Below are 14,121 nucleotides of genomic sequence, written 5' to 3'. Positions count from 1 at the left end.
CTGAAATCAGGTTACGGGAAGTCTATCTCGATTTTTCAACAGCTTAGCTAATGCTGCATTGCGAGATAGCGTGCTCGCCAAGATTTTTGCGATCCTCTAAAACAAAAGTCGAAAGACCTTGGAGGACCGCCTGATGGCTGTTGCTGCGCGTAAGTCGAAAGCTCCCGCTCAACCGAAAGCCGCCGCGAAGGCGCGGGGCGCCAAGGAGGGGGCTGGTAAGACCTCCGCCGCGCTCAGCAACACGCCGAGCTTCACCAAGGAAGAAGATCTCCACGCCTATCATGAGATGCTGCTGATCCGGCGCTTCGAGGAGAAAGCCGGCCAGATGTACGGCATGGGCCTGATCGGCGGCTTCTGCCACCTCTATATCGGCCAGGAAGCCGTGGTCATCGGCATGCAGATGGCCTCCAAGGATGGCGATCAGGTCATCACCGGCTATCGCGACCACGGCCACATGCTGGCCTGCGGCATGGAATCGCGCGGCGTGATGGCTGAGCTGACCGGCCGGCGCGGCGGCTATTCGCGCGGCAAGGGCGGCTCGATGCACATGTTCAGCCGCGAGAAGAACTTCTATGGCGGCCACGGCATCGTCGGCGCGCAGGTATCGCTCGGCACGGGCCTGGCCTTCGCCGACTGGTATCGCGGCGACAACACGGTCTCGATGACCTATTTCGGCGACGGCGCCGCCAATCAGGGCCAGGTCTACGAGAGCTTCAACATGGCCGAGCTCTGGAAGCTGCCGGTCGTGTTCGTCATCGAGAACAACCGCTACGCCATGGGCACCGCGGTCAGCCGCGCCTCAGCGCAGACCGACTTCTCCCGCCGCGGTGTTTCGTTCAACATCCCCGGTGAACAGGTCGACGGCATGGATGTCCGCGCCGTCCGCGACGCCGGCCTGCGTGCGGTCGAGCATGCCCGCTCCGGCAAGGGGCCCTACATCCTGGAGATGCAGACCTACCGCTATCGCGGACACTCGATGTCGGACCCGGCGAAGTACCGTTCCAAGGACGAAGTTCAGCGCATGCGCGAGGAGCACGATCCGATCGAGCAGGTGCGTGCCCGCCTGATCCGCGACTTCAAGATCGGCGAGGACGAGCTCAAGGCGATCGATGCCAAGGTGCGCGAGGTCGTCAACGACGCGGCCGAGTTCGCCACGCATGACCCCGAGCCCGATCCGTCCGAGCTCTACACCGACATCCTGCTGGAGCCGGCGCAGGGCTGACGCCCGGCGCCTCTGGCTCGCTCACCGTCTTTCCCCGCGTCTTAGATTCCGGGTGCGTTCATGCCGATCGACATTCTCATGCCTGCCCTTTCTCCCACCATGGAGGAAGGAAAACTGGCCAAGTGGCTGAAAAAAGAGGGCGATCAGGTCAAGGCCGGCGACATCATCGCCGAGATCGAGACCGACAAGGCGACCATGGAGGTCGAGGCGGTCGACGAGGGCATTCTCGCCAAGATCCTCGTCGGCGACGGCACCGAGAATGTCGCGGTCAACACGCGGATCGGCGTGATCGCGGCTGACGGCGAGGACGTCAGCGCCGCAGCGAGCGGCAGTGCCACGACGGCCACGCCCCAGCCCAAGGCCGAGGCAGCGCCTGTCGCGGCGAAGGCCGAGGAGGCGCCTGCCGCCAGCGCGCCGCAGAGCGTGCCGGCCCAGGCCAAGGCTTACGACGCCTCTTCCGAATTCCCGGCGGGCGCAGAGATCGTCAGCCAGACGGTCCGCGAAGCGCTGCGCGACGCCATGGCCGAGGAGATGCGCCGCGACGGCGATGTCTTCGTCATGGGCGAAGAGGTCGCGGAATACCAGGGCGCCTACAAGGTCACGCAGGGCCTGCTGCAGGAGTTCGGCGCCAAGCGCGTCATCGACACCCCGATCACCGAGCACGGCTTTGCCGGCATCGGCGTCGGCGCGGCGCTCTCCGGCCTCAGGCCGATCGTCGAGTTCATGACCTTCAACTTCGCCATGCAGGCGATCGACCACATCATCAATTCCGCTGCCAAGACGCTCTACATGTCCGGCGGCCAGATGGGCTGCCCGATCGTCTTCCGCGGGCCGAACGGCGCGGCCGCCCGCGTCGGCGCCCAGCACAGCCATGACTACGCCGCCTGGTATTCGAACGTGCCCGGCCTCAAGGTTGTCGTGCCCTACAGCGCCTCCGACGCGAAGGGCCTGCTGAAGAGCGCGATCCGCGATCCGAACCCGGTGATCTTCCTCGAAAACGAGATCATGTACGGCAAGTCCTTCGATGTGCCGAAGGGCGACGACTTCCTGATCCCAATCGGCAAGGCCAAGGTCGTCCGCCCCGGCACGGACGTGACCATCGTCTCCTTCGGCATCGGCATGACCTATGCGCTCGGCGCGGCCGAGGCGCTGGCGAAGGAAGGCATCGAGGCCGAGGTCATCGACCTCAGGACCATCCGCCCGATGGACATCGAGACCGTCGTCGCCTCCGTGCAGAAGACCAATCGCTGCGTCGCGGTGGAGGAGGGCTTCCCGCAGTCCGGCGTCACCGCCGAGATCGGCATGAAGATCATGGAGGCGGCGTTCGACTATCTCGACGCCCCCGTGGCCCGCGTCACCGGCAAGGACGTGCCGATGCCTTACGCGGCGAATCTCGAGAAGCTCGCCTTGCCGAATGTCGGCGACGTCATCGCGGCGGCCAAGGCCGTCTGCTATCGCTGAGAGGGGGCTGACCGATGCCGACAAACATCCTGATGCCCGCCCTCTCTCCGACGATGGAGAAGGGCAATCTCGCCAAGTGGCTGAAGAAGGAAGGCGATACCATCAAGTCCGGCGATATCATCGCCGAGATCGAGACCGACAAGGCGACCATGGAAGTCGAGGCGGTCGATGAGGGTATCCTCGCCAAGATCGTGGTGCCGGAAGGCACGGCCGATGTCGCCGTCAACGAAGTGATCGGCGTGATCGCAGGCGAAGGCGAGGATGCCAAGAGCATCTCCGCCCCCGCGGCCGGCGGCGCTGCGCCTGCCAAGGCCGAGGCTCCGAAGGCTGAAGCGCCAAAGGCAGAGGCTCCGGCTCCCGCGGCAGCTCCGGCCGCCCCGGCTGCTTCCGCTCCCGTCACAGCCCCGGCCAAGCTTAATGGCAGCCGGCCCTTCGCCTCGCCCTTGGCGCGGCGCATCGCCAAGGATGCCGGGCTGGATCTTGCCGCCATCGCCGGCTCCGGCCCGCATGGCCGCATCGTCGAGAAGGACGTCGAGGCTGCCAAGAAGGGCGGCGGCGCCAAGGCCGCTCCCGCTGCGGCTCCCGCCGGTGCTCCGGCTGCCAAGCCTGCCGCCGCGCCGCTCGCGGCCGGCCCCTCCGACGAGGCGGTCAAGAAGCGGTTCGCGCCGGGCTCCTATGAGGAGATCCCGCATGACGGCATGCGCAAGACCATCGCGCGCCGCCTGACAGAGGCCAAGCAGACTGTCCCGCATTTCTACGTCACGGTCGATTGCGAACTCGACGCGCTGCTGAAGCTGCGCGCGGAGCTGAACGCCGCCGCGCCCGAGAAGGACGGCAAGCCGGCCTACAAGCTCTCGGTCAACGACATGGTGATCAAGGCGCTGGCGTTGGCGCTCAAGGCCGTTCCGGACGCGAACGTGTCCTGGACCGACAACACCATGCTCAAGCACAAGCACGCCGATGTGGGCGTCGCGGTCTCGATCCCGGGCGGCCTGATCACGCCGATCATCCGCGATGCTTGCCACAAGACGCTGTCGCAGATCTCCAACGAGATGAAGGACATGGCCGCGCGCGCCAAGGCCCGCAAGCTCAAGCCCGAGGAGTATCAGGGCGGCACGACGGCGGTCTCCAATCTCGGCATGTTCGGCGTCAAGGACTTCGCGGCGATCGTCAACCCGCCGCATGCGACGATCCTGGCGGTCGGCGCCGGCGAGCAGCGCGTCATCGTCAAGGGCGGCCAGCCGGCTGTCGCCACGGTGATGTCGGTGACGCTCTCGACCGACCACCGCGCCGTCGATGGCGCACTCGGCGCCGAGCTGCTGCAGGCGTTCAAGGGCTATATCGAGAAGCCCATGGCGATGCTGGTGTGAAGCTCCGGCAGGCGGGTCGCATGACGAGAACCGTTGGGCTTGGGCGTGCTGTTGCCCTGCTGCTGACGCTCGGGATAGCCGGGTGTGTCAGCGCCGAGCAGCAGGCGAATGTCGCCGCGGCGCGTACAGAATCCGGAGTGCGCGAACGGCGGCTGGACGGCATGTCCCTGTCTCAGGCGCGTGCGTTCTTTGCCGGAACCACGCGAGTGGTGACGGCCAACAATCTGGGCTCCCAAGTCTCCTATATGGCGCCTGACGGCTCGATTTATCTTTGGTTCCCCGGCAACCGCGAAGTGCTGCGCGGGCGCTGGTCTCTGGAGGCCGCAGGTCGCTACGTGCCTGTCCTCGGGCGGCCGGTCGAAGATACCAGAATCTGCTTTGAATACGGGGCCGACACAGTCAACGCCTGGAGCCGTCAGCGCGGAGGTAAGCAATGCATCCCCGCGACTGTGGGGATGCGGATGACGCAGGATCAAGCTGCAGGCGACGTCTTCAAGCTGGCCCAACGCACGGCAGTGCCGTTCATTCTGCCGGCGTCGCGCACCACGATCGCCGCGCTGCAGGCGCAACTCCGTTAGAACCGATCATCGTCGTCGGAGACGCAAGGAAAACGCCCATGGCTGACTACGACATCATCGTCATCGGTTCGGGTCCCGGCGGCTATATCGCCGCCATCCGGGCCGCCCAGCTCGGCTTCAGGACCGCGATCGTCGAGCGCGAGCATCTCGCAGGGATCTGCTCGAACTGGGGCTGCATCCCGACCAAGGCGCTGCTGCGCTCGGCCGAGATCCTGCACTATGGCGAGCACGCCAAGGATTACGGGCTCGTCCTGGAAGGCTCGTTCAAGGCCGATCTCGACGCCGTGGTGAAGCGCTCGCGCGGCATCGCCGTCAGGATGAACAACGGCGTCCAGTTCCTGATGAAGAAGAACAAGGTCGACGTCATCTGGGGCGAGGCCAAGCTGACCAAGCCTGGCACGATCACCGTCGCGCCGACCAAGAAGCCGGCGATGCAACCGCAAGGGCCGGTGCCGAAGAACGCCAAGGGCGAGGGCACCTATACCGCCGACCACATCATCGTCGCGACCGGCGCCCGGCCGCGCGCGCTGCCCGGGCTCGAGCCGGACGGCAAGCTGATCTGGACCTATTTCGAGTCGATGGTGCCGGCGAAGATGCCGAAATCGCTGCTCGTCATGGGCTCCGGCGCCATCGGCATCGAATTCGCCTCCTTCTACCGGACGATGGGCGTCGAGGTGACCGTGGTCGAGGTGCTGCCGCAGGTGGTCCCGGTCGAGGATGCCGAGATCGGCGCCTTCGCCCGCAAGGCCTTCGAGAAGCAGGGCATGAAGATCATCACCAGCGCCAAGGTCACGAAGGTCGAGAAATCAGCGGACTCCGTCACCGCCCATATCGAGGACGAGAAGGGCGGCAAGCAGACCATCACGGCCGATCGCATGATCTCGGCCGTCGGCGTCGTCGGCAATATCGAGAATATCGGGCTGGAAGCGCTGGGTGTGAAGACCGATCGCGGCTGCATCGTCATCGACGATTTCTGCCGCACCAACGTCAAGGGCATCTACGCCATCGGCGACGTCGCCGGCCCGCCGATGCTGGCCCATAAGGCCGAGCACGAGGCGGTGATCTGCGTCGAGGCGATCAAGGGCCTGCATCCGCATCCGATGGACAAGCTGATGATCCCGGGCTGCACCTATTGCCATCCGCAGATCGCCAGCGTCGGCCTGACCGAGGCCAAGGCCAAGGACGCCGGCTACGAGATCAAGGTCGGCCGCTTCAACTTCGTCGCCAACGGCAAGGCCGTGGCGCTCGGCGAGGACAGCGGCCTTGCCAAGACGATCTTCGACGCCAAGACCGGCAAGCTGCTCGGCGCCCATTTGGTCGGTCCCGAGGTCACCGAGCTGATCCAGGGCTTCGTCGTCGCGATGAACCTCGAGACGACCGAGGAAGAGCTGATGCACACCATCTTCCCGCATCCGACCCTGTCGGAGGTGATGAAGGAAAGCGTGCTCGACGCCTACGGCAAGGTGCTGAACGCCTGAGCCGGGATCTCGTCATGCTCGGGCTCGACCCGAGCATCTCGGGATGGCCCGGGAGCCTCATCCTGCAAGCGTTTCTCGGGTCGCCGCTTCGCGCCGCCCGAGAATGACGCTTCGACTTGGCGGCGGCCTGCCTGCGCTCCATATTGGTGCCATGCCGCCACGCACCCGCAAACCGCCCAAACCCGACCGCGTCGTTCGCGACGAGGAGGTCGAGGTTCTGCCGCCGCGCCGGACGCTGCCGCTCGACTGGAGCGTCGTGTTGCCGACCGTGGCGTTCGGGACCGTCACGGGCTTCGTCGCCAGCCTCGTGGTTGGTGGTGGCGGGTTGATCCGTCACTCCGTGGTCGGCGTGCTCGGCATGCTGGTCGGGCAGGGCATCGTGCGGTTGACCGGGTGGCGGCTGAATACCGGCTATGGCTTTCTCGACGATGCCGGAATGGCGGTGCTGGGCGCGATCCTCGTCATCCTGCTGGCGCGCTTCATCGCCTGACAGGAACCGCGGGCCGTCATTGTTGTCTGGACGCGCATTTGCGCATGGCTAGGGGGACTTCTTCGATGGAAAGCTTTGCCGCCACCATGGCCCAGCCGGGCTACGGTTTTTTCATGACGCTGCTGATCGGCGTGCTCGCCGGCTGGATCGCCGAGCGCCTGACCTCGTCCGATCACGGCCTTTTCACCAACATGCTCGTCGGCGTCGCCGGGTCCTTCGTTGGCACGCGAGTGGCGGAGCTGCTCGCGATCCCGGTCTTCGGCTTCTGGCGCACGCTGACCGCGGCTATCGCCGGCGCCGTCATCATCATCGCGATCTGGAATGCGGCGCGCAGCCGCAACTGACGCCCCCCGCGCGCGGCCCGGCAGTTGCGGGAGCGCGCTTTGGGGATTAGCTAGGAGGGAGCCGGCAGTGCCGGCTCCCGCTTTTGAAGCCCGGACCTCGATATGGCGCTTGTTCTCGACCTGCTGAACCGCGATCCGCGGCCCAATGCCGGCAATCCGAAGGCGCAGCCGGCCCAGCCCGCGGGCGAGGTGCGCCATCCCGAGAAGCAGAAGCGTCCGGAAAACCCGGTCCTGCGCAAGCCGGACTGGATCCGCGTCAAGGCGCCGGGCTCGCCCAAATGGGCCGAGACCAAGGCGATCGTTAAGGCCGAGAAGCTGGTCACGGTCTGCGAGGAGGCCGGCTGCCCCAATATCGGCGAGTGCTGGGAGAAGAAGCACGCCACCTTCATGATCATGGGCGACACCTGCACGCGCGCCTGTGCCTTCTGCAACGTCAAGACCGGCGTGCCGCAGCCGCTCGATCTGGAGGAGCCGCGCAAGGTGGCCGATGCCGTCGCCAAGCTCGGCCTCGAGCATGTTGTCATCACCTCGGTCGATCGCGACGATCTCAAGGATGGCGGCGCCGAGCACTTCGCCAACGTCATCCGCGCGATCCGCAAGGCGTCGCCCGGCACCACGATCGAGATCCTGACGCCCGATTTCCTGCGCAAGCCGGGCGCGCTTGAGGTGGTGGTCGCGGCCAGGCCCGATGTCTTCAACCACAATCTCGAGACGGTCCCGGGCAGATATCTCAAGGTGCGCCCCGGCGCGCGCTACTTCCATTCGCTGCGGTTGCTGCAGCGCGTGAAGGAGCTCGACCCCTCGATCTTCACCAAATCCGGCATCATGGTCGGCCTCGGCGAGGAGCGGAACGAGGTTCTCCAACTGATGGACGACCTGCGGTCCGCCGATGTCGACTTCATGACCATCGGCCAGTACCTCGCGCCGTCGCGCAAGCACCACGCCGTGATCCGCTTCGTCACCCCCGACGAGTTCAAGAGCTTCGAGACCATCGCCTATGCCAAGGGCTTCCTGATGGTGTCCTCGACGCCGCTGACCCGTTCCTCGCACCATGCCGGCGAGGATTTCGCGCGGCTGCGTGCGAACCGGGCGGCGCGGCAGGGCCAGTAGCGGCTCCCACCCATGCCGATGTTCAACAGCACCCGCCGGGTGAAGCACTCACCCGAGCAGATGTTCGCGCTCGTTGCGGATATCGAGAAATATCCGCGGTTCCTGCCGCTCTGCGAGGGGCTGACGGTGCGCCGACGCACGCCGCGGGAGGGCGGCGGCGAGGTGCTTCTGGCCGACATGACGGTGGGCTACAAGGCGATCCACGAGACCTTCACCAGCCGCGTCACGCTCGATCCTGCCAACCTCAAGATCCTCGTCGAATATGTCGACGGTCCGTTTCGCCATCTGGAGAACCGCTGGAGCTTCAAGCCGCTCGATACGGGCTGCGAAATCGGCTTCTTCATCACCTATGAGTTCGCCAGCCGCATGCTCGGCCTGCTGATGGGCGCGATGTTCGACAAGGCCTTCCACAAATTCTCGGAGGCCTTCGCGCGCCGGGCCGATGTGGTCTATGGCGGAGCCGCGTCAAAGGCTGTGACAGGCAATTGATCGCGACGCGCGGCTGACGCTCGGCCAGCGATTGATGCCTCCCGGCGATCTGGCGCCGCCTGTCCCGCTGAGGCAGCTCAGCGCGCAGCGTCCCGCAGCAGTTCGAGCGCGACGACCACGGATAGCCGCCGGATCTCGTCGCGCGACAGGTTTCCGAAGCGCATTTCGCGGTGAACGGTTCCGGTGGCCGTCGCGCAGGCAAAATGTACAAGGCCGACCGGCTTTCGCTCGGTTCCTCCGCCGGGACCTGCGACGCCGGTGATCGCCACAGCCAGATCCGCCGACAGCCTGGCGCGCCCGCCTTTGGCCATGGCGCAGGCGACCTGCTCGCTGACCGCGCCATGGGCCGCGAGCAGTTCGGTCGCCACATCGGCAAGCGCTGTCTTGGCTGCGTTCGAATAAGTCACCAGACCGCCGTTCACGACGTCGGAGGAGCCGGCAATCGCCGTGAGCGCTCCCGCGACAAGGCCGCCCGTGCAGGATTCGACCGTGGCGACCTTGAGACCGGCCTCGCGGCACAGGGCCAAAACGGTCTCGGACAGTGTCGTGACTTCGGCATCGAACATCGCGCTACTCCGCTTCGGGCAACCGGATCGTCGCCGTTCCCAGCGCGACGAGCCCCTCGCGCCGACCCGTGAAGCCCATGCGCTCGGAGGTCGTCGCCTTGATCGCGACCTTCTCGACGGGAATGCCAGCGGCCGCTGCGATCGCGGCGCGGATGGCCTCGCGATGCGGCCCGACCTTCGGCGCCTCGCAAACGATCGTCAGATCGAGATGGTCGATGCGCCCGCCGCGGGCGCGAACGCGCTCGGCAGCGAAAGCCAGGAACTGCGCCGAAGCCGCACCGCGCCATTGCGGGTCGCTCGGCGGAAAATGCGTGCCGATATCGCCATCGGCCAGCGCACCGAGCAGGGCATCCGTCAGGGCATGGAGCGCCACGTCGCCATCCGAATGGGCTACGACGCCGCGTTCATGCGCGATCCTGACGCCGCCGAGCCAGACATGATCGCCCGGACCGAAGGCGTGGACGTCATAGCCGGTGCCGACTCGCGTCACGAGCGTCTGCCCGGCGCGTGCATCCATGCGGCGGAAATCCTCGGCACGGGTCAGTTTGATGTTGGCAATCTCGCCCTTGAAGGTCGCGACGGGGTGGCCGGCCCATTCCATCAAGGCCGCATCGTCAGTGAAGCCGTGCAGCGCCACCGCTGCCGCAGCTTCATGCGCCGCCAGGAGCGGTTTGAAGCGGAAAGCCTGCGGGGTCTGGACGGTGACGAGCTGGTCGCGCGGCGGAGTCTCCGCGACATGGCCGGCGGCATCGATGCGCTTGACCGTGTCCGTGACCGGCAGGGCGGGGATCGCGGCCAATCCGCCGTCGCCGAGCGCGCCGATAGCCGCGCCGATCAGCGCCTGCGAGACGAAGGGGCGGGCGGCGTCATGGACCAAAACGATACCGTCGAAACCCTCGCGTGCAAGCGCGAGCAATCCGCGTCGCACCGAATCCTGCCGGGTCGCGCCGCCCGGCGTCGGAGCCGCGAGGCGGTCGTCGTCAATCCCGGCGACGGCATTGGCGTAGCGGGCCTCATCGTCCCCGCCGATCACGACCACCACACGGCCGATGGCGGGCTCCACCAGGAAGGGCGCGAGCGCGCGGGCGAGGACCGGCACACCATCGACCAGCCGGTACTGCTTCGGCTCGCCTGCGCCCGCGCGCAAGCCACGTCCGGCAGCGACGAGCAGCGCCGCCACCGGAGCGCCGGTATCGGCATGGTCAGAAGACGACAGGGGGTCCGCGGAATGGCTGTTCATGCGGCAGCCATAGCCAATTCCGGCAGCGCTGGGCAGGGGGTGACTCTGTTGCAATGCAGCATCAACCTCTAAGCTCTTGCGCTCCCGCAGCATTGTCCAATAAATATGCATATCGAGAGTTGCCTTAAAAGCAGGCTGGGCCGTTTGAACATCGCAGGAATATCCATCGAAACCCGGGCCTTTCTTGCACCGATGTCCGGCGTGACCGATATCGTCATGCGCCGGCTCGCGGCGCGGCGCCATGCCGGGATCGTCGTTTCGGAAATGGTGGCCTCGGACGAATTTGTCCGCGGCAGCGAGGAAGCGCGCATCCGCGCGGAAGGCGAGGGCGTCTCTCCCCATGTCGTCCAACTCGCCGGCTGCGATCCTTATTGGATGGGCGAGGCCGCGCGGCTGGCCGAGGCCAATGGCGCAGCCATCGTCGACATCAATATGGGCTGCCCCGCGAAGAAAGTGACCGGCGGCTGGGCCGGCTCCGCGCTGATGCGCGATCTCGATCACGCCGTGGCACTGGTCGAGGCGGCGGTCGCCGCCACCACCGTGCCGGTGACGGTCAAGATGCGGCTGGGCTGGGACGACGCCTCCCGCAATGCGCCGGAGCTCGCGCGCCGCGCTGTCGCCGCAGGAGCGCGGATGATCACCGTGCATGGCCGGACGCGCCAGCAATTCTACAAGGGCAAGGCAGACTGGCGCGCCATCGCCGCGGTGCGGGCGGCCGGAGATTTTCCGCTGGTGGCGAACGGCGACATTCACGATGTCGCCGATGCCGAAGCCTGTCTCGCCGAGTCGGGAGCCGACTTCGTCATGATTGGACGGGCGGCTCTCGGGCGGCCCTGGCTGGTCGGCGAGATCGGGGCCGCGCTCGACGGTCGCAAGCTGGCGCCCTTGACGCTGGCCGAAAAGCTCGGCGTCGCGCGGGAGCATTACGAAGGCCTGCTGGCCTTGATGGGAGCAGCCCATGGCGTGCGCCACGCCCGCAAGCACCTCGCCGCCTATGCCGACGAGGCTGTGGCGGAGGGCTGCGAGCCGGATCCCGAACTGCGTCGGACACTGCTCACGTCGGAAGAGCCTCGCCAGGTGCTGACGGCGCTTGCGGGGCTGTTTTCGACCGAACGAAGCCGCGAAGCGGCCTGAGACGGAAAGGAAGGGCCGATGACGGCGCTATTTGCCGACAAGGGGCTCGCGAGCGAGCGTACCTATCTGCTCGACGCTATCGAAATACAGACGCTGAACGTCCTGCCGATGCCTGTCCTGGTCATCGGCGAAGGGCATGTGGTCATCTACGCGAATACGGCGGCGGAAGATTTCTTCCAGTCGAGCGCCTCCATGCTCAAGCGCCAGCGCATCGACGATCTCGTCGCCTTCGGCTCCCCGGTCCTGGGGCTGATCGAGGAGGTGCAGCGCCGCGGCGCGAGCGTCAGCGAATACCGCCTCGACTTCGGCTCGCCGCGCCTCGGCAGTGATCGCACCGTCGATGTTTTTGCCTCTCCCTTGCCCAGCCAGGGCGATGCGGTCGTCCTGATGCTGCAGGAACGGACAATTGCTGAAAAAATGGACAGGCAACTGACGCATCGAGGGGCAGCTCGGTCGATCACCGCACTCGGTGCCATGCTCGCCCATGAGATCAAGAACCCGCTCTCCGGCATCCGCGGGGCGGCGCAATTGCTGGAAGGTTCGATCTCGGACGCGGATCGCATGCTGACCCAGCTCATCTGCGACGAGACGGACCGGATCGTGAAGCTGGTCGAGCGCGTCGAGCTGTTCGGTGACGAACGGCCGAGCGAGCGCGACGCCGTCAATGTCCATGACGTGCTGGACCATGTGAAACGGCTGGCGCAGTCGGGCTTCGCCCGCCACATCCGCTTCTCCGAAGTCTACGATCCCTCCCTGCCGCCCGTCGCGGGCAATCGCGACCAGCTCGTCCAGGTCCTGCTGAATCTGGTCAAGAACGCTGCCGAAGCCATTGGCGAACATGCGATAGACGGCGAGGTCACGCTGACGACGGCCTATCGCCCGGGCATCCGCATGCAGGTTCCCGGGTCGTCCGAGCGGATCGCGCTGCCGCTCGAAATCGTCATCCGCGACAATGGCCCGGGCGTGCCGCATGACCTCATCCAGCACCTGTTCGATCCCTTCGTCACCACCAAGGCGCAGGGAAGTGGCCTTGGACTTGCACTTGTCGCCAAGGTGATCGGCGATCACGGCGGAATCGTCGAATGCGAGTCCGTTCCCCGCCGCACGCAATTCAGGATCCTTCTGCCGCTGCACCAGCTTGGTCAGGGCAGTCAACGCAAGGCCTAAGCGAACACATGCCGACCGGTCATATCCTCGTTGCCGACGACGACGCCGCGATCCGCACCGTCCTCAATCAGGCGCTCGCCCGGGCCGGTTACGAAGTCCGTACCACCGGCCAGGCCGCGACGTTGTGGACCTGGGCCGCCCAGGGCCTCGGCGACCTGATCATCACCGATGTCGTGATGCCGGATGGGAATGCCTTCGACCTGCTGCCGCGCATCAAGCGCGTGCGGCCCGAGCTGCCGATCATCGTGATGAGCGCGCAGAACACCTTCATGACGGCGATCAAGGCGTCCGAGCGCGGTGCCTACGAATATCTGCCCAAGCCCTTCGACCTGAAGGAGCTCGTCGCCATCGTCGGCCGCGCCATGTCGCGCCCCCGTGGCGAGGCCGCACGCAGCCACGCCGCCGAGCCGGAGGACATCCCGCTCATCGGCCGCTCTCCCGCGATGCAGGACGTCTATCGCGCGCTGGCCCGCCTGATGCCGATCGACCTGACCGTGATGATCAACGGCGAGTCGGGCACCGGCAAGGAGCTCGTGGCGCGCGCCCTGCACGACTACGGCAAGCGCAAGAACGGCCCCTTCGTCGCCATCAACATGGCGGCGATCCCGAAGGATCTGATCGAATCCGAATTGTTCGGCCATGAGAAGGGCGCCTTCACCGGAGCCCTGACCCGCTCCTCCGGCCGTTTCGAGCAGGCGGAAGGCGGCACGCTCTTCCTCGACGAGATCGGCGACATGCCGATGGAGGCACAGACCCGCCTCCTGCGCGTCCTCCAGCAGGGCGAATATACGACCGTCGGCGGGCGCACCCCGATCAAGACCAATGTCCGGATCATCGCCGCGACCAACAAGGATCTGCGGATCTCGATCGCGCAGGGCCTCTTCCGCGAGGACCTGTTCTTCCGGCTGAACGTCGTGCCGATCCGGCTGCCGCCCCTGCGCGAGCGCGTCGAGGACATCCCCGATCTCGTGCGCCACTTCTTCTCGCTGGTCGAGAAGGAGGGGTTGCCGCGCAAGCAGGTCGATTCGGAAGCGATGGACGTGATGCGTCGCTACCGGTGGCCCGGCAATGTCCGCGAGCTCGAGAATCTGGTGCGCAGGCTGGCGGCGCTTTATCCACAGGAGACGATCACCGCCCCGATCATCGAGGCCGAATTGCAGCCTGCTGCGGCGGGGCCGGGCTATTCCGGCAGCTCGGCTGCCCCGGAACGCGCCGAGACGCTGTCCGGCTCGGTCGAGCGCCATCTCAGCCAGTATTTTGGTGGTTTCGGCGACAACATTCCCCCGCCGGGCCTCTATCACCGCATTCTGCGCGAGATCGAGCCGCCGCTGATAGCTGCCGCGCTGGCGGCCACGCGCGGCAACCAGATCCGTGCCGCCGAGTTGCTCGGCCTCAATCGCAACACGCTGCGCAAGAAGATCCGCGAGCTCGACATGCAGGTTGTCCGCTCGCCGCGTTGAGGGCGCGCGAGC

At 66.3% G+C, this 14,121-nt stretch carries 14 protein-coding genes; 12 read left to right on the top strand and 2 right to left on the bottom strand.

The window, feature by feature from the left end:
* Positions 1 to 133 precede the first annotated feature (133 nt).
* The 9 genes from pdhA (at position 134) to AC1DE3_RS14270 (ending at position 8,542) form a co-directional block, all read left to right on the top strand.
* Complete coding sequence (pdhA, locus tag AC1DE3_RS14310; RefSeq protein ID WP_441513321.1) at positions 134 to 1,222, top strand: pyruvate dehydrogenase (acetyl-transferring) E1 component subunit alpha; 1,089 nt, start codon at positions 134 to 136, stop codon at positions 1,220 to 1,222.
* Positions 1,223 to 1,282: 60 nt separating this feature from the next.
* Positions 1,283 to 2,683, top strand: a complete 1,401-nt coding sequence (locus AC1DE3_RS14305) for a pyruvate dehydrogenase complex E1 component subunit beta (protein ID WP_476778302.1) — start codon at positions 1,283 to 1,285, stop codon at positions 2,681 to 2,683.
* Positions 2,684 to 2,697: 14 nt separating this feature from the next.
* Positions 2,698 to 4,053, top strand: coding sequence for a pyruvate dehydrogenase complex dihydrolipoamide acetyltransferase (locus AC1DE3_RS14300; RefSeq protein ID WP_476852468.1), 1,356 nt, complete (start codon positions 2,698 to 2,700; stop codon positions 4,051 to 4,053).
* Positions 4,054 to 4,073: 20 nt separating this feature from the next.
* On the top strand, positions 4,074 to 4,631 hold the full coding sequence (locus AC1DE3_RS14295) for a hypothetical protein (protein ID WP_476778300.1): 558 nt from the start codon (positions 4,074 to 4,076) through the stop codon (positions 4,629 to 4,631).
* Positions 4,632 to 4,669: 38 nt separating this feature from the next.
* On the top strand, positions 4,670 to 6,109 hold the full coding sequence (gene lpdA / locus AC1DE3_RS14290) for a dihydrolipoyl dehydrogenase (protein WP_476794143.1): 1,440 nt from the start codon (positions 4,670 to 4,672) through the stop codon (positions 6,107 to 6,109).
* 103 nt (positions 6,110 to 6,212) lie between these two features.
* On the top strand, positions 6,213 to 6,599 hold the full coding sequence (locus AC1DE3_RS14285; RefSeq protein WP_441513325.1) for a GlsB/YeaQ/YmgE family stress response membrane protein: 387 nt from the start codon (positions 6,213 to 6,215) through the stop codon (positions 6,597 to 6,599).
* A 65-nt stretch (positions 6,600 to 6,664) separates the two neighbouring features.
* Positions 6,665 to 6,943: a GlsB/YeaQ/YmgE family stress response membrane protein gene (locus AC1DE3_RS14280; RefSeq protein ID WP_441513326.1), complete on the top strand. Its 279-nt coding sequence runs from the start codon at positions 6,665 to 6,667 to the stop codon at positions 6,941 to 6,943.
* Positions 6,944 to 7,045: 102 nt separating this feature from the next.
* Positions 7,046 to 8,053: a lipoyl synthase gene (gene lipA / locus AC1DE3_RS14275; protein ID WP_441513327.1), complete on the top strand. Its 1,008-nt coding sequence runs from the start codon at positions 7,046 to 7,048 to the stop codon at positions 8,051 to 8,053.
* A 12-nt stretch (positions 8,054 to 8,065) separates the two neighbouring features.
* Entirely contained in the window at positions 8,066 to 8,542 is a 477-nt protein-coding gene (locus AC1DE3_RS14270; protein ID WP_476778298.1) for a type II toxin-antitoxin system RatA family toxin, read from the top strand.
* Between the two features lie 77 nt (positions 8,543 to 8,619).
* On the opposite strand, the gene AC1DE3_RS14265 is transcribed toward AC1DE3_RS14270, so the two are convergent.
* On the bottom strand, positions 8,620 to 9,108 hold the full coding sequence (locus AC1DE3_RS14265) for a CinA family protein (protein WP_476778297.1): 489 nt from the start codon (positions 9,106 to 9,108) through the stop codon (positions 8,620 to 8,622).
* Positions 9,109 to 9,112: 4 nt separating this feature from the next.
* Positions 9,113 to 10,348: a bifunctional 2-C-methyl-D-erythritol 4-phosphate cytidylyltransferase/2-C-methyl-D-erythritol 2,4-cyclodiphosphate synthase gene (locus tag AC1DE3_RS14260; protein ID WP_476852467.1), complete on the bottom strand. Its 1,236-nt coding sequence runs from the start codon at positions 10,346 to 10,348 to the stop codon at positions 9,113 to 9,115.
* Positions 10,349 to 10,453: 105 nt separating this feature from the next.
* Between AC1DE3_RS14260 and dusB the strand changes: the two genes are divergently transcribed.
* From dusB to ntrC, 3 genes are all read left to right on the top strand, one after another.
* Positions 10,454 to 11,482, top strand: coding sequence for a tRNA dihydrouridine synthase DusB (gene dusB / locus AC1DE3_RS14255; protein WP_476778295.1), 1,029 nt, complete (start codon positions 10,454 to 10,456; stop codon positions 11,480 to 11,482).
* A gap of 108 nt (positions 11,483 to 11,590) precedes the next feature.
* Entirely contained in the window at positions 11,591 to 12,649 is a 1,059-nt protein-coding gene (locus AC1DE3_RS14250; RefSeq protein WP_476778763.1) for a two-component system sensor histidine kinase NtrB, read from the top strand.
* Positions 12,650 to 12,657: 8 nt separating this feature from the next.
* Complete coding sequence (ntrC, locus tag AC1DE3_RS14245; protein ID WP_441513332.1) at positions 12,658 to 14,109, top strand: nitrogen regulation protein NR(I); 1,452 nt, start codon at positions 12,658 to 12,660, stop codon at positions 14,107 to 14,109.
* Positions 14,110 to 14,121: the final 12 nt, after the last annotated feature.

The organism is Allobosea sp. 10L417 (assembly GCF_056395485.1).
The sequence above is the reverse complement of the archived record's forward strand: the minus strand, read 5'-3'. Positions and strand labels throughout refer to the sequence as shown.